We start from the raw sequence: 22639 nt of genomic DNA, 5'->3' as shown, positions 1-22639 counted from the left end.
TTTTCACGTCATTTATTTTTTGGTGCCGGTATAGGCCGTCATGGGCACGTTGCTCCCTTTCGGAGAAACCCGCACATAGCCTGACATTTCCTGGTGCAATGCCGAACAGAAGTCGGTGCAATAGAATGGGAAGATACCCACACGATCCGGTGTCCATTTCAACGTTACGGTTTCTCCGGGCATCACCAGCAACTCGGAGTTATTGGCACCTTTGATGGCAAACCCATGGGGCATATCCCAGTCCTGCTCAATGTTGGTCACGTGGAAATAGACCTCATCTCCCATCCGTATGCCTTCGATGACGTCGGGTGTGAGGTGAGACCGGATGGTGGTCATGTACACCCGCACTATATTGCCGTCACGCTCTATGCGTGCTTCAGCTTCACCATTCGTTTTATGTGGATGCGCGTTGGCGTTGATGTCGTATATCTTCAACGATTTATCCATCAGCATCTCCGCCGGTATGGCTTGTGCATAATGGGGTTCGCCGATGGTCGGGAAATCGAGGAGCAGTTCCATTTTATCGCCACTAATGTCAAACAATTGGGCACTGTGCGCCAATTCGGGACCTGTAGGCAGGAACCGGTCTTTGGTGATCTTGTTATACGCCACCAAATATTTGCCATAGGGGTTCTTCGAGTTTCCTCCCGCCACCATCAAGTGGCCAACGGAATAATAGGTCGGTTGCCTGTCGAGGACTTCCAATGATTCCACATTCCATTTGACCACTTCCGACGAAACGAAGAACGACGTATAGGCATTGCCCTTCGCGTCAAACTCGGTGTGCAGGGGGCCTAGTCCGGGCTTCTGGACTTCGCCATGCAGTACCGACTCGTACTTCATAACGGGGATGCCGCCATAACGCTCGCCTTCGAACTCCTTATTAGCAATGGCATTTTGCAACTTCTCAAAACTGAATACTGGAATCAACGCGGCGAGTTTACCACTGCCTACAATGTATTCGCCCGTGGGGTTCACATCAGCTCCGTGGGGCGACTTCGGACAGGGGAGCAAATATGCCAAGTCGTCGAAATCGGCAATATCCAATACGGTAACTTCGGTTTTAATTTCGTGGGTGGCACTATGGGTATGTTCATCCCATTTGTTGTGCGCATAGCGCACATTGGTTTGCTTGGTACCCCGTCCTGCCTTGAAATATTCTTCCGCTTTCTTCCAGTTGATGGCCATGATGAAGTCCTTATCGTTTTGCGAGGCGTTGACTTCCTGCAAGGTGTGGGCCTGTTCTGAGTTGTAGCAACTAATAAACAGCCATCCACCTGATATACCTTTTCCTGCACCGGACAAGTCGAAGTTCAGACCGGGGGTTTTAAGCTGGAACGCGATATCGAATTCGCCGGTTTCTTTATCCACGCTTACGAAACTGATGTGGCCCTTGAAATTTTCCTTGTACGAATCGATAGGCACATCGCCCTCGGGCCCATCCGGCGGTACGCTGAAGCGCGTTGCCGCGATAACATATTCCGAGTTTTCCGTAGTAAACGGCGAGCAGTGGTTACCGCCCGTATTGGGAATTTCAATGATTTCCGCCGTGCGGAACGTCGTGAGGTCTATCCGGGCCAGGCGTGGCGTATTGTTGGAGTTGGCAAACACCCACTTGCCATCGGGCATACCATCCGTGAAAGACGATTCGATGTGGTGCAGGTCATCCCAGGGAACGAAGCCATGGGAGGTCATCAGCATAGGCTTGGATTCTTCGCTGAACCCCCATGCTTTTTCGGGGTCGACCGAGAAAACGGGGATTACCCGGAATAACCGGCCGCTGGGCAAGCCATATACGCTCATCTGCCCGCTGAACCCACCAGACGTGAAGGTATAAAACTCGTCATACTGCCCTGGGGGCACATACGTCCGTTGGGCCGCATTTCCAGAAACGGCGCTTCCCGCACCTTTGGGCCTGCAAGCATTGAAGGACAGCGACACCGCGGCTACGGCGGCCATCCACAGGAGATATTGTTTTGGTTTCATTATACGATATATTTAGTGATCAATAAGTATCGCTATTGTACCCCGTCATTTTCACGCATGAACTCCAGTATCTTACGTGCATCGTCGTCGGAAAGGTTCTGATTGGGCATGCGCACCAAACAGATTTCCAACTGCGCCTGTAATTCGGGGTCTTTATCGATCATCGGATCGGGGTTGGTAATAAAATTCATAATCCATTCTGGACGGTGTTTTTCGGTAACGCCAGCCCATCCGGGTCCGACCAGCCGTTCATCGGTATATTTATGGCAGCTTGCACATTTCAGGTCAGCAATCGTTTTGCCTTCCTTGGCCATGGCCACGTCCAAGTTGTCGCCTACGTCCACGTTTTCAAACTTTCCTTCACCCCGCGTAGGATCGTAGTCTTCGGGGTTAGCCGTAGACTGGGTGGCCGCATTGTTGTCGTTGTTTTGTTTTCCTCCTTGGGAGCATGCGTACAGCGCAATTCCCAGCGTTAGTAGAACCAGTAGCTTTTTCATTTTTTTATTTTTTAGGGTTATTTCATGGTAACCCATCAGCGCACGAATTGTTTTTCTTATTATGTCTTTTGTTTCGTACGAAGCAAAACTAACTAGCATGCGCCAGCGATTTTATGCGTACGGTCACAAAACAACCTGTTATATCGCACAAGTCCATATCAGGAAACCATTAACTAATTACCTTTCAACAATATACTGATGATATATGATTGTTGTCACTTCTACAGTTGACAACAGTCATGTGGCCTTCGTATACCAGCCATTACTTTTGTATCTATCGCTTATTGCTAACGAAATGTTGATACTGTTTTAATCTCAACATATCATGATCGACACCGATTTACTATTCGAAAAAGGCGCCACCTATCGGTATACCGAGGCGGGTGAAACCATTTTCAATGAAGGCGCCCCGGCAACATTCTACTATCAATTGGTTTCGGGTAGGGTCAGGTGGTCGCACTTTGACGACAATGGGAAAGAAGTACTTCACCAAATCGTGGAAGCTGGTGAAGCTTTCGGTGAGTTGCCGCTTTTCGATGGGGAGCCCTATGGGGCCAGCGCCGTGGCTGATTCGTCCTGCACCCTCCTACGGTTAGGGGGTGCCTCGTTCCATGAACTGCTGGCTGAACATCCCGACATCCACTTGACGTTTACCAAGTCTTTGGTCTCGCATTTACGTTTCAAGGTTTTTTTGTTCAATGCGCTAGCTAAAAACAATCCCCAAAGTGCACTTGTTGAGTTAATTTATTATTTTAACCGGCACGGAAAGCTGATATGCCAAGACTGCAACCGGTTGATGGTTACCCGGCAGCAACTGGCCAACATGCTCGGATTGCGGGTTGAAACGGTCATCCGGGCCATCAAGCAATTGCAACAAGAGGACAAGTTATGCATCGTAAAAGGCAAAGTATTCGTTCCGGCCGACGGGGTCTGACGGCGGCCCTTAACCGTATCACTGTGCGCCAATGGGTACTAATGGCATTTTTCAATCTCGTATTGGTTGCCGCGCTCGGCCTGTTGATGCGGATGAAAGTGCTGCTTCCCATGCCGGTAATCAACCAGAAATTCCTGCTCCATGCCCATTCCCATTTCGCGTTCGCCGGGTGGGTGTCGCATGCATTGATGGTGTTGGTAGCGGCGATGGTTTTCAACCGGCAACAACACGAAAAGCTACCTTGGCGGTATCAACTCACGGTTATTGCCAACTTGCTGGCAAGCTACGGCATGCTCATCAGCTTCTTTCTCCAAGGCTATGGGCTTTACTCCATTATGGCATCAACGGCAACCGTCGCGGTTTCCTACGTTTTTGCAGTGATGTGTTGGCGAGATATGGCGAACAGCGGCCGTCATTCCATTGCCTTTCATTGGCTTCGGGCAGCACTGCTGTTTCTCGTGTTGTCATCCATAGGTACATTTTACCTGGCCCACCTCATGACGTCAAACAATATGGACTCCCGGCTACAACTCGCCTCGGTATATTTTTACTTACATTTCCAGTACAACGGCTGGTTTTTCTTTGCGTGCATGGCGCTGGTGCAACATGGGTTCAATCGTATTGGCGTATCTGTAAAACATCCAACGGCCATATTTTGGTTATTCGCGTTAACGTGCCCGATCAATTACTTACTTTCGGTACTCTGGTGGGATATGCCTGCCTGGCTTTACGCCAGTGCGGTAGCGGCGGTGGTGGCACAAAGCATCGCTTGGGCACAGTGGCTGCGTAGCTGTGTGGCACATCGGCTGGTGTTCGGGCGTTCATTCACCGCCGTGGCAAAATGGCTGCTTATTGGTGTGGCTACCGCTGCGATCATCAAGTTTGTTCTACAAGGGCTATCGGTCATTCCATCACTGAGCCAATTGAGTTACAGTTTTCGCCCCATTGTCATCGGTTACCTACACCTCGTTTTACTGGCTGTCATCAGCCTTTTCATCATGGCGTACAGCTATATCGGTGGCTTGCTGCAAATCAACCGCCTAGCCATCGCGTCGACCATCGTCTTCGTGGCTGGCGTTATACTGAATGAATTGCTCTTGATGGCGCAGGGCATTTCGGGATTGGCGCGCACACCTATCCATCATGTGCCCTTGTTGCTGGCGGTCGCGGCCGGTACGCTCCTTATCGGCGTTGCAGGTCTGTTGCTGAGCCAGCGGCATAAAGGTTCATGAGATACATTTTCACATCTCCTGTATCTTCGTACCTTTGCAGCATATCAAAATAACGATTCCATGTCATACCGAATAGAACACGATACGATGGGCGAGGTGCAAGTACCTGCCGATAAATACTGGGGTGCTCAAACAGAGCGCTCCCGCAACAATTTCAAGATTGGCCCCTCGGCTTCCATGCCCAGTGAAATCATTGAAGCGTTTGCTTACCTCAAAAAAGCCGCCGCTTATACCAATGCGGAGGCCGGCGTACTTCCTGTAGAAAAGCGTGACCTTATTGCGCAGGTATGCGATGAGATACTCGCGGGCCAGCTGGCCGACCAATTCCCCTTGGTCATCTGGCAGACCGGATCGGGCACCCAGTCCAACATGAACGTGAATGAGGTGGTTTCCAACCGTGCGCACGTACTTCAAGGCCATAAGCTCGGCGAAGGGAAGCCGCTCATCCACCCCAACGACGATGTCAACAAATCGCAATCGTCTAACGACACGTACCCTACGGCCATGCACATCGCCGCTTACAAGCGACTGGTGGAAACCTCTATACCGGGCGTTGAAAAATTGCGCGATACGTTGAAAGCCAAATCGGAGGCTTTCGCCCAAGTGGTGAAGATTGGGCGCACACACTTAATGGACGCTACGCCACTTACTCTTGGACAGGAGTTTTCGGGCTATGTAGCCCAGCTTGATTATGGACTCAAAGCACTCCGCAATACCATGGCCCATCTCTCCGAACTTGCCCTCGGCGGTACCGCCGTAGGCACGGGCATCAACACTCCGAAGGGATATGCGGAAAACGTAGCTAGGTATATCGCTGATTTTACGGGGTTGCCGTTCGTTACGGCACCCAACAAATTCGAGGCATTGGCTTCGCACGACGCTATTGTGGAAAGCCATGGTGCATTGAAGCAATTGGCGGTGTCGCTGCATAAAATCGCCAACGACATCCGCATGTTGGCCTCCGGCCCGCGGTCCGGCATCGGCGAGATCATCATTCCGGAAAACGAGCCGGGCTCGTCCATCATGCCGGGAAAAGTAAATCCTACACAATGCGAAGCCCTGACCATGGTAGCCGCGCAAGTCATCGGCAACGATGTAGCCATTGCTTTTGGCGGCGCCAACGGCCATTACGAATTGAACGTGTTCAAACCGGTCATGGCAGCCAACTTCCTGCAGTCCGCCCGGCTTATCGGCGATGCCTGCGTATCTTTCAACGACCATTGCGCTATCGGCATCGAACCCAATCGCGATGGTATTAAGAAGCACCTCGAAAATTCACTGATGCTCGTAACGGCGCTCAATCCGCATATCGGTTACGAAAACGCTGCCAAAATTGCTAAAAAAGCACACAAGGAGAACAAATCATTACGGGAAGCCGCCCTCGAATTGGACCTATTGACCAACGAGCAGTTTGATGAGTGGGTACGGCCTGGAGACATGATTGGGGGGCTGAAATAAGTGAAGTGGCTATTTTTGGCCAGTATGCTTTTTCTGCTGGCGGGTGGCTGCCGCTTCAATTCAGACATGCAATATCACGGAGCCGATTACCTGCAAGGGGTATGGGTGCAAGATAGCATCCCGATGCAGGATGCACTGCTCCAGTTCACGTTGTACGAACTGAAGTTCACCTGCGATTCCATCTATGCCACTATGCATGTTACTTCAAAGGTTAGGAACATTGCCGATTCATGCTACAACGGCGGGCAGTGGGTTGAATATGCCAAAGGGATATACGTGGTGCGGGGCGATAGCCTCATTGTGGATGGCCAGTATACGGACCCAGATTGGCGGCCGAAAATGTCGGGCTGTTATCGGATCGGGCAATACCTTCCACGGTTCAAAATTGTACGGCATAGTGCTGATTCGCTGACACTCGAAAACCGCTACGACCCACGGCCGCTCCGCTTATACAAAACAGCCGATATCACCTGTGTGCCGAGAAAACGGTGGGAATGAAGTCGAATTGATAAATAACAAGCACTAAAAAAAGCGTCCCGCCGGTTGGCGGGACACTTCTCGATTTAAAATCAACTCAAACTATATTCCTTAAAATGGCAAGTCATCGTCTTTCCCATCATCGGCAGAGATATCGACCGTAGGAGGCGTAGCAGCTTGTTGCGGGGCACCGCTTGGTTGTCCGGCCTGAACGGGCTCGGCAGTCACTTTAGCCACTCGCCACGCTACCAACGAATTGAAATAGCTGGTTACCCCATCCTTATTCGTCCACGGACGCCCACGGAGATTGAAAGACACTTCTACCTCATCGCCTACATTCAAGCTATCAAACAACGACGTCCGGTCTTGGGTCGCCTCGAACCGGATATACTCGACAAACTGCGGATTTTCCGCATACTGCACGATTAAATCCCGCTTCTTAAATGTATCGGTCACTTGCTGCACGTCGCCAATTTCGTGTACTTTTCCTCTTATTTCCATTACTTCTTTCTTTTTGCCAAAACCCAACTAAACAATTGCTGCCGGTTAGGTTCCGTCATTCCGGTTACTATAATTACGTGTTGTTAATGAAATGGTAAAATTAGACATTTTTTACTTACATTAATAAGTACCTTTGCCAAAATCTTATGGAAGTTTTCAACACCCCCAGTAAAATCATCATTACCTGCAACCGAAAACTCTCGCCCTATTTACAGGCGGAAGTACGGCAGTTGGGATTCGATATCAAGCGTGGTTTTGCCACCGGCGTGGAGCTCACCGCTACACTCAACGATTGCATCCGGCTGAACCTTAACCTACATTGTGCCAGCCAGGTGCTTTACTCGTTGGCAGCGTTTCCGGCACGTAATCCCGATGAACTTTATAAAGCGCTATCTGCTATCGCGTGGGAAGAGTTGATTGCGTTTGATGGTTATGTTTCCGTAACCTCTAACGTAAACAATCCCACCATTACCACACCCCTATTCGCCAACCTTAAAGTAAAGGATGCGATTGCCGACCGCATCAAAGCCAAGAAGGGACTTCGCCCGGATAGTGGCCCCGATCAGCACAAAACGGTGGTGCACCTTTACTGGCAGGATAACGAGGCAGAAATCTACCTCGACACTTCGGGGGAAACACTGGCTAAGCATGGCTACCGTAAGCATCCGGGCAAAGCGCCGATGCTGGAGGCGCTAGCCGCCGGTGTGGTTTATGCTACGGCATGGGATGGCGAGTCGGCCTTTGTGAACCCCATGTGCGGGTCGGGCACACTGGCTATCGAGGCGGCGCTCATCGCCACTAACCGCAAGCCTGGCCTATTCCGGATGAACTACGCTTTTATGCATATCCTAGGGTATGACGAGCAGGTATTTTTCTCCGAAAGGCGGCGGCTGAAAGAACAGGTCAACAAAAAACCAACAGCAACCATCATTGCTTCTGACCTGTCAAGGGAAGCCGTGGACATTGCGCAAGCCAATGCCAAGACCGCCGGCGTTGATCAGCTGATCGACTTCCATGTATGTGATTTTGCAGACACACCGCTTCCCGAAGGTGCCGGCGTGGTGGTATTCAATCCCGAATACGGCGAGCGGATGGGTGTCCATACGAAATTGGAGGCCACCTACAGCCGCATCGGTGATTTCCTGAAGCAACATTGCCGCGGAAAACGGGGATATGTGTTTACCGGTAATCCAGACCTGGCCAAGAAAATAGGGCTCCACACCTCGCGGAGGGTGGAATTCTACAACGGCAAACTCGACTGCCGCCTGCTCGAATACGAAATATATGAAGGGAGCCGCAGGCCGCGCACGGAAGAAAAAGACTGATGCACGCATATATTGATCAAACAGCCGACTTTGTACGCAAACAGCTTGCCCAAGCAGAGGCCGGGCACGATTGGTGGCACATCCTGCGCGTATGGAACCAGGTGAAGCTATTGTTGGAGCACGAAACGGGCGACCGATTAGTCTGTGAGCTCGCCGCGTTGCTACACGACATTGCCGACAGCAAATTCCATGATGGCGACGAGACCATCGGTCCGCGAATAGCGGGCGAGTTCCTTAACAGCATCGGGGTGCCTCTACAGACCGTCGCTCACGTACAGCAAATCATCAGCAACCTCTCTTACAAGGCCAACTTAGGAACCGTAGTTTTTCATTCCAAGGAACTTGAAATTGTTCAGGATGCTGACCGATTGGACGCCATGGGCGCAATAGGCATTGCTCGCGCTTTCCATTACGGTGGATTTAAGAATCGGGAATTATATAATCCGGGTATTCCGCCACAACCTGACCAAGATAAGGCAGCTTACAAAAACAGCACTGCTCCTACCCTCAACCATTTTTATGAAAAACTGCTGCTCCTGAAAGACAAAATGAACACGGCTGCAGCGAAGCGGATAGCCGAAGAGCGGCACCAATTCATGGAACAATACCTTAAGCAGTTTTATAAGGAATGGGGAGATGTAGCTCCTTAGAAACTATACATATCCTCCCATCACCATCATTGCCGTATCGCGGGCAACGCGTTGATTATATTCATCGGTCATGCTCTTATGGTTGATCAGGTCGACGATGGTGCCGATCCAGCAGAAGCCCAATGTAAGGAAATAAATAATCCCCATGGCCACCTGATTGATCACAAAACGTTGGATACCTGCAAAGCCAAGGAAACCCAATAACGTAAACAATAGGATGTCCTGTGCATTTTTCCGTTTGTTATCGTAGATAAATACGAAATGCTTCGTTTGCTCTTCGGTAAACGTCTTGGTGGTATGCTCCAAGAACATCAATTCTTCGGGAGAGATACCCCTGATGGTCATCAGTATATTACGGTTGCTCATGTTGGTATGTATTAGTCCAATGATTATATGTTCGCTTTGATAAATTATAAATACGATGTACGATGACCAAAAAAGCAGGAATTCCTAGCCAATGCAACCGGATCGACTCCTGCCATTCACCGTGCAATAATAGCGCGATGGAACGCCCCAACCCACATCCCGGGCACCACGCCACGCCCAGGTTATCCAACGGGCACAGTGAAAAATGATGTGCATGTGGATTCGAAAAATAGAGCAAGAACAACGCTGACACCCAGCACATCCATTCGATGGGCAACTTTGAAAACGAGTACCTGCCGTACATTTCCATTAAGATGCATTTGAAGCCATAAAGTTACAATAGATTTCTAAATTATTGCCACCCCGATTTCACCCGTTTGATAAAATGTTTACCTTTAACCCGACTAATCAGGTTGATTAGCACAATCCGATGTTATAAAAAAATAAAGAATGAAACCCCTTATCCGTATTTTCTGCACGTTAATCGTATGTACTATGTGGCACGTATCTTCTGCCCAATCCGTAACGCAAGTCATTGCCCACCGCGGGGCATGGAAAGTCGAAGGATTTCCGCAAAACTCCATCGCGTCACTGCACCGTGCCATTGAATTGAAATGTGCAGGCACCGAGTTTGACGTACACCTTACCAAAGATGGCGTACTGGTGGTAAACCACGACAATGACTTTTACGGCATCGACATCGGCACCGCCACCTATGACGAGCTGCTGGCCAAAAAACACCCCAATGGCGAGCTTATCCCTACCGCTGAAGCCTATCTCCGCGAAGGAATGAAACAGAAAAGAACAAAGCTCATCTACGAACTGAAAACATCCAAGCTGGGGAAAGAACGCACCCTGGAGTCGGCCGACCTGACGGTGGAATTGGTAAAGCGCCTGGGCGCCCAGAAATATGTAGAATACATCGCATTTGATTACGACGCCTGCAAACGTATCGTGGAACTCGACCCCAAGGCCAAGGTATACTACCTCAGTGGCGATATCACACCTGCCCAAGCCAAGCAGGATGGCTTTGCAGGCCTGGATTACAATTTCAAAGTCTTCCAGAAAAATCCGACGTGGATAAAAGAAGCACACGATCTTGGACTGGCCATAAATGTGTGGACAGTTAATACCGAAGAAGACATGCGCACGATGTTAAACCAGCAGGTAGAATTTATCACTACGGACCAGCCCGCTTTACTGAATGATGTGATCAAGCAGTTCAAAAAGGAAAACAAGAAGAGAAGAAGGAGCAAGAATTAAAGATTAAGGAATAAAGAGTAAGGAGCATATGAACAGAATTGTCTTTATCATCGCCTTCTTGGTTACGGGTTTGGCTATCGCTACTGCCCAGGAGTTTAACGTGGCCACCTACAATATCCGGTACGATGCACCTACCGATACCGGCAACCTTTGGAAGGACCGGTCGCCCCATTTGGCGAAGCTCATCCAATTTCATGGTTTCGATATCTTTGGTACCCAAGAAGGACTAAAACATCAACTCGAAGACCTTTCTGGCATGCTGCCCGGCTATGAATACTTCGGCGTAGGTCGCGACGACGGCAAGGACGGCGGCGAACATACGGCCATATTCTTCCGGTCGGACCGGTTCGAAATCATCAAGAATGGGGACTTCTGGCTTTCCGAAAATACCGAAACGCCCAACAAAGGGTGGGATGCAGTCCTACCGCGCATCTGCACGTGGGGTCTTTTCAAGGATAAGCAAACGGGCTTTACATTTTTTCTATTCAATACCCACTTTGACCACCGGGGCGTAGAAGCGCGGAAGGAAAGTGCCAAGCTCATCATCGCGAAAGCACACGAATTGGGTGCCGGCATACCGATGATCATCATGGGCGATTTCAATGTGGACCAACACAACGAAAGTTACCGGGTGCTTAATGAGGGCGGCGAAGTAACCGATGCTTATGAGCTCGCGGAACTGAGGTATGCGCCCAGCGCGACATTTAGCGGCTTCAATATAAAGCGGAAAGGCGACAGTCGCATCGACCATATCTTCCTTTCCAAGCCGTTCCGCGTCATCAGGTATGGCATCCTTACGGATACCTATGACGGGGGGAAAACGCCGTCTGACCACTTTCCGGTAATGGCAACTGTGCATTACGAATAATATTGATTTGCCAACGTTAAGAAACACCATACCATGAACAGCTTAAAAACACTTTCACTAGCGTCTTGTTTACTGCTGTTCACGCAGTGCGATACGCTTAGCCAATTGTCTACGGGCAGTGGCTCTGGGGGTTCGTCAACCTCGAACAGTAGCTCAAGTTCTTCCTCCGTCAGCGCTAACGAGGCCGCCTCGGGCATCAAACAAGCCTTGAGCCAAGGGCTTGATCGCAGTATCAAGTCGCTGTCGGTTACCGATGGCTTCTTGGGTAATGCCGCGGTGAAGATACTGATGCCGCCCGAAGCCCAGAAGGTAGAAAGCGCCCTCCGTGGCATTGGCCTGGGCTCGCTGTGCGACAACCTCATCCAAAGCCTCAACCGCGCCGCAGAGGGCGCCGTGAATGAGGCAGCACCCGTATTCGTATCGGCGCTTTCCAAATTGACCATCCGCGACGCAACCAACATCTTGTTAAGTGGCCAGCAGGATGCGGCCACGCAATTTTTCGAGCGCACCACCACCGATGAGCTGGCCAAGCGGTTCAGTCCGATCGTAGAGGGTGCCCTCGGCAAACACAACGTGGCCCAGTATTGGAGTGCCGTGGTAACCCGTTACAACCAGCTTCCGCTGGTGAGTGAAAAAGTAGAAACTGATTTGACCAAATACGTTACCGGGAAAGCGATAGACGGCTTGTTTCACCAAGTGGCCCAGGAAGAGCTGAAAATACGGGATAACTTGGGTGGCGCCCGTACTACACCCTTACTGCAGAAGGTATTTGGTTACGCCGATAAGCAAAAAAAATAATCATGCTGTGAAGACGTTTCTCGTTCCAGTCGACTTTTCCGACGTGTCGTATACCGCAGCCCAATATGCGGTTGACATGGCCGGCCATCTCCGGGCGAGAAACGTCATTTTTTACCATTCTTACGCCCACAGACCGCCTGATGGCTTCGACGAGCAGGCGGGGTACCGATCGTCTACCCTCCGCCACCTGGAAAAAATGGCGGCGAAGCTACGGGTACCCTCCACGTTATCGGCCGACGGCTTCATGTTCCTTTCAGACGACAAACCCGTTGAAGCAGGGGTTGACGCCATTGTAGACCAGTATGCCGTATCGCTTATCGTGATGGGCATCGCCGGTCTTTCCGATATTGAAAACACACTGATTGGCCATAACACCCTAACCGTAGCCCAATCGGGCTCGGCACCGTTGCTTATCGTACCGCGGGATCATCGTTTCCATCCTATCGACCAGATGGTGTACGCCACAGACCTAAGAGATGTACGTCATACAACACCCGTGGACAGCATTATCCGATTAACCCGTCGATTAGCAGCTTCGTTGCATATCGTTCATGTAGACCCCGCTACACACGGCCAAACGCCCGGCAAGCTAAAAAGTAAAGACGAACTGCTTGGGATGCTCGACGTCGTGGATCCCGCGTTTGAAATGATAGGTGAGGCTCGCGATAAGGCGGATGGCATCTTCGAATACGTAAAAGCGAACCAGATCGACCTTATCCTTATGGGGTCGCGCAATTACGGCTTCCTCGAACGGCTATTCCATAGCAGTGTCAGCAAGAAACTACTCAATATCGCAGACGTTCCCGTGGTGTTGCTGAAGAAAAAACCTTTGGGTTAATAAAACCAATCGTTCAATGTTGTGTTTATGCAGTGGGTGTGCAACACAGCTTGGTTGCATATCCGCACAACTTTAGCTACGTTTGAATATGCTTACTATCTTAACCCAGCGGGACAGCATCGCCAATCATTTCCTCGCCGAGCTACGGAATATCGAAGTGCAGCAGGACCGTATGCGATTCCGGCGCAACCTGGAGCGGCTGGGGGAGATTTTTGCCTACGAGATCAGTAAAACGTTCGTTTATGAGCCTGTAGAAGTGGAAACCCCCTTGGGCTTCGCAGAAACCACGCTCCTTGCCGAGCAACCCGTATTGGCTACCATTCTGCGGGCCGGCGTAGCCATGCACCAAGGGATGCTCAATATATTCGACCAAGCGGAGAGCACGTTCATTGGCGCCTACCGCAAAACGAAGAAAAGCGGTGCGTTCGAAATCCGCAAAGAATACGTAAGCAGCGTAGACCTCAATAACCGTATCGTCATCCTCGTGGACCCCATGCTCGCCACGGGTAGAACCATGGTGCTTACCTGCAAAGAGCTGCTTGACGACTTCAACATCAAATCGCTCATCATCGTTTCGGCCATCGCAAGTGAAGAAGGCATTGCCCACGTACAAGCGTTTTTACCAGATGCCCAACTCTGGGTTGGTGACATCGACAGTGAGCTCACCAGTAAGGCGTATATCGTACCGGGCTTGGGCGACGCTGGCGATCTGGCATATGGAGCGAAGGAGTAGTTCTTAAATTGTTAAAAACTACTTAATTGTTTATAAAAACTTCACACTAAGTTATTGGCATTAAGGAACTTTTATCTTTACCTTTAACTCGCTTTCTATAGCGTTCTTTTCCGTATCGTTCATTAAAACCAATTTTATGACTTGGAAAAAATTCAGTGGCGAACCCTTACGCCAACCCATTCTTGATGAAGTATCCAACACCATTGCCCGCGAGTATGCGTTGGGCAACAAGCTCAAAGTCTGCATCGGCACCGACTCGCAAGTGAAGAGCGGCACAACCGAATTCGCTACCGTCATTGTATTTGTCCGCGAAGGCAAGGGTGGCTTTATGTACATCCATCAAGACCGCACCCGATTAAAAATGAGCATCAAGGAGCGCATGCTTGCCGAAGTACAACGCTCGATAGAGATTGCGTATGCCCTCTGCGATTTGCTTGATCGGTACCATGTAGACCTCGAGGTGCATGCCGATATCAATACCAACCCGATGTTCAAATCAAACCAAGCCCTGCACGACGCCATGGGTTATATCCTCAGCATGGGTTTTGTGTTTAAAGCGAAGCCGGAGGCGTTTGCGAGCTCGGCTTGCGCCAATAAGGTGGTGCAATAGTTCTTAGAAATTTACAATGGCTTGATTCTTATATTTCTGAATTTCACAACAGAACCGTGTCCTAAAAACGCGATATGGCCCGATGGATTGAAAACCGCTTTGGAATAACTATCCGAAGGCATGTTTTTTACCGCTTCTTTTAGGTTCGTTCTTAAAATCACCTTGCCATTTACCTTAACCGTTATGTGATCTCCTTTTGCTATCACTTCCTGTGTATTCCATTCGCCAGACTGCTTCAAATACCCCCTTTTTGCGGGAGAAATACCATATACAGAACCATGATATTGGTAAGGTTTCAAGTCTTTATATTGTGGATCTTCATTGTCTAAAATCTGCAATTCCATACCGCTGTATCCTTTGTCATTCGGTACGATATCGTGCCGGATTCCCAAACCATTGTTAGCCCCAGGAGTCAGCAAAAACTCAAAGCGTAGTATAAAATCACTGTATTGATCTTTACTGTATAAATTCCCACCCATCTCTTGCGTAGGTTGCATAACGATGCAACCATCTTCCAGCACATATTCTTGGGTATTTCCTTGCCAAGCATCCATATTGGTTCCGTCAAATAGAACCAAAAATCCTTTTTCATTTTTCTTCGATTGGGCATATACTTCTCCAGCCAGCGTAATAAAGGCCAGAGCAAGCATCAAACTGATCATTCTACGTATCATAAAAATGGTATTCTTGATATTATATTAAACAACTTGCCGCTTTACCTGGCTTTCAAAACTTAATAATGCTGCGGATGATGCATCGACACCGAACGCCACGGTTGCTATGTTCTGTCCTCCATCACGTACGGCGTCAAAGAAATTCTGGAAATGAAGAAAATGAGCGTCAGGAAAATCAGGCTTCGCCAAAAAAGCATACTCATTGTCGGATATTTTTTTAATGCCCCCGAATCCGCCTATTTGCCTAAGCGTATTCTCCACACCGTTGATTTCCGTTTCCTTTACCGTTTTTACCGTAACCGCATCCCAATTAACGCGCATACTGCCTTTATTCCCAACGATTTTGAAGTCGGTACTTCCCCATTCTTTGGAAACACCATCTACAATATTCGCCCCTAGGGACATTTTGAAATGAGCGGCCGTTGCTTTGTTTTCATAATCAAACAAGGAGTAGATAACATCCGGCGTATCACGGCTGCCATCGTTGTAATACAGTATGTCGCCGTCTGAATATACTTTTTTGGGTTTTGAGCAACCCGTAATAAAGTGAACACTGGCGATCACATGCACAAATAGATCGCCAGCCAGTCCGGTGCCGTAATCGCTCCAATTTCGCCATGCAAAAAAACGTTGCGGAGTGAATGGCACATTGGGTGCGCGACCCAAAAACTGGTCCCACCAAATATTCTCGGATGTTGCTTGCGCCGGCGGACGGAAGCCATTTAACGGGGAGGGCGCCGCAGAAAACCGGGCATCTACGAAGTTGATTTCGCCGATGATATTTGATTCGATGAGTGCTTTTGCTAAATGTGTGCCCACCGCAGACACGCCTTGCGTTCCCATCTGAAAAATCTTACCGCTTTCTTTTTGGGTTTTGATCAATGCCCTTCCTTCCGATCTTTTATGGATGATCGGCTTTTCGCAGTATACATGCTTTCCTTTTTTGAGTGCCTCTACAGCAATTTTCTGATGCCAATGGTCGGGGGTTGCAATAATTACGGCATCGATCTGATCATCCTCCAGAATCTCCCTATAATCTTTCTCCAACCGTATATGCTGCCCCCACTGCTTTTTAGCGTCTTCCAACCGTGGGGCATAAATATCGCAGACGGACACCAGCTCCACGCCTGGAACCCGAATCGCCGTGTTGGTGTCTGCGGTCCCCATTCCCCCCTTTCCAATCAATGCCAATTTAATGGTCGATTGCGGTTTCCCAACCAAACTGAAAACTGAAGGGCTAACTGCTAAACCAGTCCCTCCTACAGCAACGCTATTGATAAATGATCGTCTATTCATGATAAGAAAATGGGATGACTACATAATTATTAACTGGATGAATTTTGTTGGCCGATACGTGATCAATTTCTAACGCCAGCATGTAATCACCATATGCCACACCTTCGCTAACAAGTCCGTCTTTAAAAATCTGGAAACTCAATGCTGCATAGTCCGTCCCTTTGGGTACGGCAGGGTTTTCCTCTACCTGATAAACGGATTCGGGGAACGGTTTATAGCCTGTTCCGTGTTCTTGATTATATTGCTCGATCAATTGCCCCTGGTTTTTCGCCGTGCCAACCGTAAAATTCACGTCATGATGATTTGGATAATTCAACTCCACTTTCAAATAATACCAAAGATGGGATGAACTGGCTGGCGTAATGGTATTGATGTCTGACCGAAAACCAGCGGCCGCAAACTGCATATAAGGTTCTGATACCTTAGGAACGATGATCGTCTGCATTTCTTGAGGATCATTTTCCATCGGATTCAAAACCGTTACGGTGCATGGAATGGCAAAAAGGGCGTCGGGATCGCTGTTTGTCTCTTCTGTATACCTTTCACTATCGAATGCTAACTCAAAAGTGGCATCGTATGTGCCCGACTCCATGTCAATCGACGAATTTTTAAGCTGATACACCGCTGGATCCAACAATTTGTATGCGGTTCCATTACCTTCGTTGTACGCAGTTAATAGATCGGGGTCAATCGCCAATCGCAGTTGTATTGCACGTTGCCCCGCACCCGACTTAATGACGTGGATCGGAATAATCGGCTGCTCAAAATTGAAAATATTTACTTCGTTTAATCCTTCATCTAGTAGATAGACCTCATCATCCACCATGTTATTGAGCATCGTGTCTTCGCAGGATAAACAAAGGCTTATTGCGATAATGCTTATTAGTAGTCCGACAGACTGTTTTATTTTGATATTCATAATTGCTGCTTCATTTACCATCCGTAATTCTGCGTAATGTTTCGCATCTCGCTTAGCTGGTCCTGATGAATCGGAAAGAAGTAGTGCTTCGGTTGAAACACCCGACTGCCGGGAAAGACAGATGTGGTACGCGACCAAGAACCTTCATAAGATGTGGAGGTCAGATTACGCGTATAAAACGCGTCGTTCATCTCTTCTTCAGCCAACATCCACGTACGCAAATCGTGGTAACGGTGACCTTCAAAAGCCAGCTCAACCATTCGCTCTTTTCTGATCAATTCTCGTAATAATTCTTGATTACCGATTACTTCCGGATACGCAATTTCCAGGTTATTTAAACCCGAACGCTTTCTAATCAAATTGATGTAGGTCAACGCTTCGGCTTCCTCACGATTGGGTTTCTCATTGCAAGCCTCGGCATAATCCAGATAAATTTCACCTAGCCGAAAATACGGCCACGCAAACTGCCCCCATTGTCCTTGCTCAATATCGTTGGTCGGGTCGCTCATCCTACGCCATAGGTAGCCGGATTTCACACAATCTCCCGTTTGGGTAAAGGATGATGTACCACCCGTATAAAAGGTAACGAGCTTTTCGCCGTGAAAGGTGTTGATCCAATACATACCGTTTGCTAATATAGACGCATAAAAACGAGCGTCTCGGCCTACCACACTATTATGCGCTTTGATAGGCGCAAAATCATCCAGTGGATGGATGAAGTTTTCGGTGAACCCTGTTTCCCGGTAGCCCGATTTTGAATCGATAATCGGTGCGCCATTAGATTCATATCCGGTTATCGGAAAGCGACCCGAGGCAGCCATCGGGTATGTATCTACCAACTTCAATGACGGGGCAAACCCACCATATCCTTCTTTTACCACCCGAGGCGGGGCCGTCCGCACATTGTAATCAAATCCACTGTTTATCCATCTACCCCAGATAATCTCGGAGTTCCATTTATCGAAATAAATACCCATATACGATTTGATGGCCTTCTTGAATGGATCTGCCTCGGTATGATCCTCGTATAAGGCATATTGGTTCAAATCGATCACGTCTTTCGCCGCTTTTGCGGCCAGCTCCCATTTATTAGGATCCGGCGCCTGCGGAAATAAGAACTCGCCTTTTCTATTCTTCATTCCCCGGTACAGTTCCGTACCATTAAATAATGGCCTAGCCATATAAAGCAACAGTTCGGCTTTAGCCGCCATAGCGGCTCCTTTGGTTACCCGACCTAGCCACGCTTGGTCGGTAATCTGTGTGGGCAATACCGCAATGCTTTTGTCAAACTCCGACACGATAAAGTCGACATTAGCCGCCAACGGGTGACGGTCAACGGAGTCGGAGGGAATAAGTATATCCGAATCTTGATCTCCCCAGATATATACGGGCCCATACCGCCGTAATAAACAAAAATAAAAATAGGCCCGTAAAAAACGAGCTTCGGCCTTCATGACGTCCTTGGATTGTTGGTTGAGTTCACCGTTTTTATCCACGTTATTCATGAAAATGGTGGCCTGATTTATTCCGCGATAATTATGCTCCCAAATTTGGTAATCGCCCGTTGTCGGCCCCCAGGATCCAATATTAATATTTAGCCAAGGCACCCAGGCTAACCAAGAGAATAACGCTTCATCACTTAACGGGACCATCCCCCCTTCACCACCGATCATGTCGTTTTCATTCGGAAGAAATCCGTAGATCTGGGCCAAATAAGCCTCTGTTGTTTGTCTTTTGTCGAAAACTTCTTCCAGGCTCATCTGGTTCTGAAGTTCTACATCCAGGTATTTCTCGCAGGAACCAAGTAAACCTAACGATACGATTCCTAAAATTAAATATATGTATATTTTCATCTTGCTTACAATATGATATTCACCCCAAAATTAAATATGCGCATTTGTGGATAGATACCGCCATATGAAGTATTTAACTCCGGATCCCACAATTTAAAACTACTGAAGGTCAACACATTCTGTCCCTGCATATAGAAACGCACTTTAGAGAGGTTTACCGGGGTTACCCAGCGCTTCGGCAAGGAATATCCCAGTTCGACATTCTTTAGTCGGATAAAACTCATGTCGCGTTGCCAGAACGTAGAGGGCTGTCGATTGTTGCTGTTTTCTATCATGGACAATCTGGGATACGTTGCATCTGGATCTGGATTGCGGGCAGACCATCTGTTATCCGCAACGTCCGAATAGATTTGGCCATTCACGAGGATATTGCCGCTTTGCCCGTAAAGCGGTCCACCGCCTATAATACGGGTCACTTTGCCCACACCATGGAAAAATACCGACACATCAAATCCCTTGTACGACATACTGGCACCGAATCCGTAATTCAATTCGGGTATGTGGGTGTCACCAATGGCGATTTGATCGTAGGAATCGATCACACCATCACCATTGATATCCTTGTATTTGATATCTCCCGGCTGTACGGTCGAAAATTTCTGTTCAGGGCTGTTGGCTATTTCCTGCTCAGATTCGAATAACCCCAGGGCAACCAAACCCCGCTGTTGGTATAACCGTTGGCCGACTTCAGCTTGGTACGCCCATATAGGTGTTGGCCGATCGTCAAATAATTTCTTATTGCGGTTGTACGTAAAGTTCCCCCGTCCTTGAAAGGCAAAGTCGCCACTATGGTGTGAAAACTCAAACGAGGCGTCGACACCCTGGTTCTTCATACGGCCCAGGTTTACATACTGTTGAACATTAACGCCCACAATAGAAGGTACACTTTCCTGGAGGATATAAATGCCCTCGCGTTTTTCAGAAAAGTAGTCGGCATTTATGGTCAGCTTGTTGAATAAACCGAGTTCGATGCCAACATTCTGTTTAATGGCACTTTCCCAAGAGACATTCGGGTTTCCCGGGTGCCCCGTAGCGATGCCACCCCGCCACTGTTGCCCTGTGCTTCCAAAATGGTATCCGCCCGTCCATGCCATTTCCGAGTTATAAGCAAACCGTCTGTCGCCACCTATTTGATCATTGCCAATTTCCCCCATCGATCCGCGGATTTTCAGATGGCTGATGGTGGGTAACAGTTCACTAAAAAAGTCTTCATTACTGATGATGTACCCCAATGCCAACGACGGGAAGAATCCGAAGCGTTTTCCGGGCGCAAAATTTTCAGAACCGTTATAACCAAAATTTCCTTCGATAAAATAGCGATCTAAGAAGGAATAGGTAAACCGAGAGGCAACACCAATGTTCCGGAACGGGAATGCGGCTATATAATCACCGGGAAAATTATTCGTCCGTTGCCGCATATTGAATAGAAATAATCCTCCCACACGGTGTTTGTCTGCCAACAATCGATCGTAGGTCAAGGAAGACTCCAGATTAATCGTACGTTCGCCGCGGTTTGAACGTGCCAACGAGAGATAGTCACTTCCATCCGCATTTTTATGCAAAATCAAATTTCCTTCCGCATCCCTGCCCGTTGCATAATAGGTTGCGGGGTTTTTGCGCTTATCTAAGGTAGATCCATTGAAAGCATCCCAGGAAAACTTGACGTTCGCTTTCAAGCCTTCGGTCACCATGTTGGAAAAATCCTGGGTGAGGCTTACCAACGACTGTGCGTTATTCCAAAAGTCCTCCGAAAAACCGGTACTATTCAATGCGTAGTAAGGATTTCGGCCGACCAACGGTTGCGCATGGGTTCCATCGGAATAAACGGTCGGAATGGCAATCGGCGTGGTGTGCAACACCATTTCGTACATCTGGGCCATATCCACGCCAAGCCTGTTTTTGGTTTCATACTGGTTGGAAAGATTCAAACTCAGGTCGGTGGAAGGCGACAGCCTGATGTCTAGGTTTGATCGGAAATTGATTTTGTCGTAGTTTACGGAAGGGTCGTAGTTGGGCGATTTATTCGGTTCGAAGATACCATTTTCCCGAAGGTAAGACCCCGACACATAATACCTAACTATATCGCCGCCCCCAGTTACATTGACATTCAGCCGATCGTTAGTGGTCGTATTTTTAAAAATCTCATCCATCCAATCCACATTTGGATAAATATCCATATCGACCTTATTTACATACAGATCTTTGAGTCCCTGAGGATAAGCATACCTTGATGAACCCTCAAAATTGATATCGTTGTAATAGTCTATCCATTGGGATGCATTGGCCAATTCGGGCACACTGGTGGGTTGAAGTATGCCTCTTTCAAAACGGGCATTAATTATCGGCTTTTCCGTCTTTCTACCACGTTTCGTAGTAATCAAAACGATACCGTTTGCACCGCGGACACCATAAACGGCAGTTGCCGTAGCATCTTTCAAAATGGAGAACGATTCCACGTCCTCCGGATCGACCAAGTCTAATGGCCTTTCGATACCGTCTACAAGGATTAGTGGTCGATTATTCGCTCCAAAGCTACTGACCCCACGGATCCAGAAAGACGCACCCGCCCCGGGTTCACCCGTACCCTGTACGGAGACAATACCCGCCATCTGACCAGCTAGGCTGCTGCTAATTTTAGAAACCGGCATCTTTAATTCATTTGGCGAAATGGTGGTAATTGCCCCAATAACGCTGGCCTTACGCTGTGTACCAAAAGCAACAACCACCGCTTCATCCAAATTGTCGACAACAGGAGTCATTACCACGTTTATGATGTTCTCTTTGTTGATGCTTTGCTCTTTGGATTCAAAACCGACAATCGTAAAAACCAAACCAGTGCCTCCACTTGGGATTTCGATTTGGTAATTCCCCGATGCATCGGTCTGTACAGCCGCATTTAAGCCTTGTACGCTTACGGTTACGCCCTGCAAAGGGTTCCCGAGATCATCGGTGACTTTACCTGCGATTATACGATTTGGGGGGGTTGCCTCTTGATAACTACGGATCTCGATCGGTTCGGGCCTCGCCCGGCCAATCAAGATGGTCTTCTCTCGCACATCGAAAGTCAGCGACTGGTCTTTTAACACATCGGTTAAAAAAGTGAGTAGTGGCACCTGTCCAGCCGTCATTTCGACCGGATGGGTATGTGCTAAGAAGCGAACATTGTAAATAACCGAATAGTCGGTTTGCTTTTGTATCGTTTGGAAGATTTCCCTCATTGAGTACCTCTTCGTTTCGAACGTGATGGTTTGCGAATACGATGCGGCACTGAGGTGGAGGCACCCGATCAACACGAAAAGTGTTGTCAATTTCATGATTCGAAAAAATTGTTTTCGTTTTAGTCTCACTATTTCCCGATAGT

Annotated in this window: 22 protein-coding genes; 12 read left to right on the top strand and 10 right to left on the bottom strand. The window is 48.5% G+C overall.

Annotation, left to right across the window (positions count from 1 at the left end; translation table 11 throughout):
- Positions 1-12: 12 nt before the first annotated feature.
- Both nosZ and U9S71_RS07535 read right to left on the bottom strand, forming a co-directional pair.
- Positions 13-1986, bottom strand: coding sequence for a Sec-dependent nitrous-oxide reductase (gene nosZ, locus U9S71_RS07540; protein WP_326326437.1), 1974 nt, complete (start codon positions 1984-1986; stop codon positions 13-15).
- 32 nt (positions 1987-2018) lie between these two features.
- Positions 2019-2483, bottom strand: coding sequence for a c-type cytochrome (locus U9S71_RS07535; RefSeq protein WP_326326436.1), 465 nt, complete (start codon positions 2481-2483; stop codon positions 2019-2021).
- A 325-nt stretch (positions 2484-2808) separates the two neighbouring features.
- On the opposite strand from U9S71_RS07535, the gene U9S71_RS07530 reads away from it, so the two are divergent.
- The 4 genes from U9S71_RS07530 to U9S71_RS07515 are packed head-to-tail and all read left to right on the top strand — an operon-like array spanning position 2809 to position 6605.
- Positions 2809-3417, top strand: coding sequence for a Crp/Fnr family transcriptional regulator (locus U9S71_RS07530; RefSeq protein WP_326326435.1), 609 nt, complete (start codon positions 2809-2811; stop codon positions 3415-3417).
- A gap of 41 nt (positions 3418-3458) precedes the next feature.
- A complete protein-coding gene (locus tag U9S71_RS07525) occupies positions 3459-4649 on the top strand; it encodes a hypothetical protein (RefSeq protein WP_326326433.1) in 1191 nt (396 codons plus the stop codon).
- Positions 4650-4709: 60 nt separating this feature from the next.
- Complete coding sequence (fumC, locus tag U9S71_RS07520; RefSeq protein WP_326326432.1) at positions 4710-6107, top strand: class II fumarate hydratase; 1398 nt, start codon at positions 4710-4712, stop codon at positions 6105-6107.
- Positions 6108-6605 (top strand): fumarate hydratase, encoded by a 498-nt coding sequence (locus tag U9S71_RS07515; protein ID WP_326326430.1) that lies wholly within the window; start codon positions 6108-6110, stop codon positions 6603-6605.
- Between the two features lie 90 nt (positions 6606-6695).
- On the opposite strand, the gene U9S71_RS07510 is transcribed toward U9S71_RS07515, so the two are convergent.
- A complete protein-coding gene (locus tag U9S71_RS07510; RefSeq protein WP_326326429.1) occupies positions 6696-7085 on the bottom strand; it encodes a DUF3127 domain-containing protein in 390 nt (129 codons plus the stop codon).
- A gap of 146 nt (positions 7086-7231) precedes the next feature.
- On the opposite strand from U9S71_RS07510, the gene U9S71_RS07505 reads away from it, so the two are divergent.
- A complete protein-coding gene (locus tag U9S71_RS07505; protein WP_326326427.1) occupies positions 7232-8410 on the top strand; it encodes a THUMP domain-containing class I SAM-dependent RNA methyltransferase in 1179 nt (392 codons plus the stop codon).
- Positions 8410-9060: an HD domain-containing protein gene (locus U9S71_RS07500; protein WP_326326425.1), complete on the top strand. Its 651-nt coding sequence runs from the start codon at positions 8410-8412 to the stop codon at positions 9058-9060. The genes U9S71_RS07505 and U9S71_RS07500 overlap by 1 nt, the downstream gene beginning before the upstream one ends.
- Positions 9061-9063: 3 nt before the next feature.
- Here the strand turns inward: U9S71_RS07500 and U9S71_RS07495 are convergent, their stop codons facing one another.
- Positions 9064-9426, bottom strand: coding sequence for a TM2 domain-containing protein (locus tag U9S71_RS07495; protein WP_326326424.1), 363 nt, complete (start codon positions 9424-9426; stop codon positions 9064-9066).
- Positions 9413-9688, bottom strand: coding sequence for a DUF2752 domain-containing protein (locus U9S71_RS07490; protein WP_326326611.1), 276 nt, complete (start codon positions 9686-9688; stop codon positions 9413-9415). The genes U9S71_RS07495 and U9S71_RS07490 overlap by 14 nt, the downstream gene beginning before the upstream one ends.
- Before the next feature lie 233 nt (positions 9689-9921).
- On the opposite strand from U9S71_RS07490, the gene U9S71_RS07485 reads away from it, so the two are divergent.
- From U9S71_RS07485 to U9S71_RS07460, 6 genes are all read left to right on the top strand, one after another.
- Positions 9922-10689 (top strand): glycerophosphodiester phosphodiesterase, encoded by a 768-nt coding sequence (locus U9S71_RS07485; protein ID WP_326326422.1) that lies wholly within the window; start codon positions 9922-9924, stop codon positions 10687-10689.
- A 28-nt stretch (positions 10690-10717) separates the two neighbouring features.
- A complete protein-coding gene (locus U9S71_RS07480) occupies positions 10718-11557 on the top strand; it encodes an endonuclease/exonuclease/phosphatase family protein (RefSeq protein WP_326326421.1) in 840 nt (279 codons plus the stop codon).
- Between the two features lie 33 nt (positions 11558-11590).
- Positions 11591-12355 carry a DUF4197 domain-containing protein gene (locus U9S71_RS07475; RefSeq protein WP_326326420.1) on the top strand — a complete coding sequence of 255 codons (765 nt, stop codon included), beginning with the start codon at positions 11591-11593 and terminating at the stop codon, positions 12353-12355.
- A gap of 7 nt (positions 12356-12362) precedes the next feature.
- A complete protein-coding gene (locus U9S71_RS07470; RefSeq protein ID WP_326326419.1) occupies positions 12363-13193 on the top strand; it encodes a universal stress protein in 831 nt (276 codons plus the stop codon).
- A gap of 88 nt (positions 13194-13281) precedes the next feature.
- The gene (gene upp / locus U9S71_RS07465; protein WP_326326418.1) at positions 13282-13926 is read left to right on the top strand and encodes a uracil phosphoribosyltransferase; all 645 of its coding nucleotides are present in this window, start codon (positions 13282-13284) and stop codon (positions 13924-13926) included.
- Between the two features lie 136 nt (positions 13927-14062).
- The gene (locus U9S71_RS07460; protein ID WP_326326416.1) at positions 14063-14536 is read left to right on the top strand and encodes a ribonuclease H-like YkuK family protein; all 474 of its coding nucleotides are present in this window, start codon (positions 14063-14065) and stop codon (positions 14534-14536) included.
- 11 nt (positions 14537-14547) lie between these two features.
- Here U9S71_RS07460 and U9S71_RS07455 read toward each other — a convergent pair whose 3' ends face one another.
- The 5 genes from U9S71_RS07455 to U9S71_RS07435 are packed head-to-tail and all read right to left on the bottom strand — an operon-like array spanning position 14548 to position 22592.
- Positions 14548-15210: a 3-keto-disaccharide hydrolase gene (locus U9S71_RS07455; protein WP_326326415.1), complete on the bottom strand. Its 663-nt coding sequence runs from the start codon at positions 15208-15210 to the stop codon at positions 14548-14550.
- A gap of 24 nt (positions 15211-15234) precedes the next feature.
- The gene (locus U9S71_RS07450; RefSeq protein WP_326326414.1) at positions 15235-16506 is read right to left on the bottom strand and encodes a Gfo/Idh/MocA family protein; all 1272 of its coding nucleotides are present in this window, start codon (positions 16504-16506) and stop codon (positions 15235-15237) included.
- Positions 16499-17425 carry a DUF1735 domain-containing protein gene (locus U9S71_RS07445; RefSeq protein WP_326326412.1) on the bottom strand — a complete coding sequence of 309 codons (927 nt, stop codon included), beginning with the start codon at positions 17423-17425 and terminating at the stop codon, positions 16499-16501. Before U9S71_RS07445 ends, U9S71_RS07450 begins: the two co-directional genes overlap by 8 nt.
- Positions 17426-17439: 14 nt before the next feature.
- The gene (locus U9S71_RS07440) at positions 17440-19278 is read right to left on the bottom strand and encodes a RagB/SusD family nutrient uptake outer membrane protein (RefSeq protein WP_326326410.1); all 1839 of its coding nucleotides are present in this window, start codon (positions 19276-19278) and stop codon (positions 17440-17442) included.
- 5 nt (positions 19279-19283) lie between these two features.
- Positions 19284-22592, bottom strand: a complete 3309-nt coding sequence (locus U9S71_RS07435) for a SusC/RagA family TonB-linked outer membrane protein (protein WP_326326408.1) — start codon at positions 22590-22592, stop codon at positions 19284-19286.
- Positions 22593-22639: the final 47 nt, after the last annotated feature.

This window comes from Parapedobacter flavus (assembly GCF_035818675.1).
Taxonomy (GTDB): domain Bacteria; phylum Bacteroidota; class Bacteroidia; order Sphingobacteriales; family Sphingobacteriaceae; genus Parapedobacter; species Parapedobacter flavus.
The sequence above is the reverse complement of the archived record's forward strand: the minus strand, read 5'-3'. Positions and strand labels throughout refer to the sequence as shown.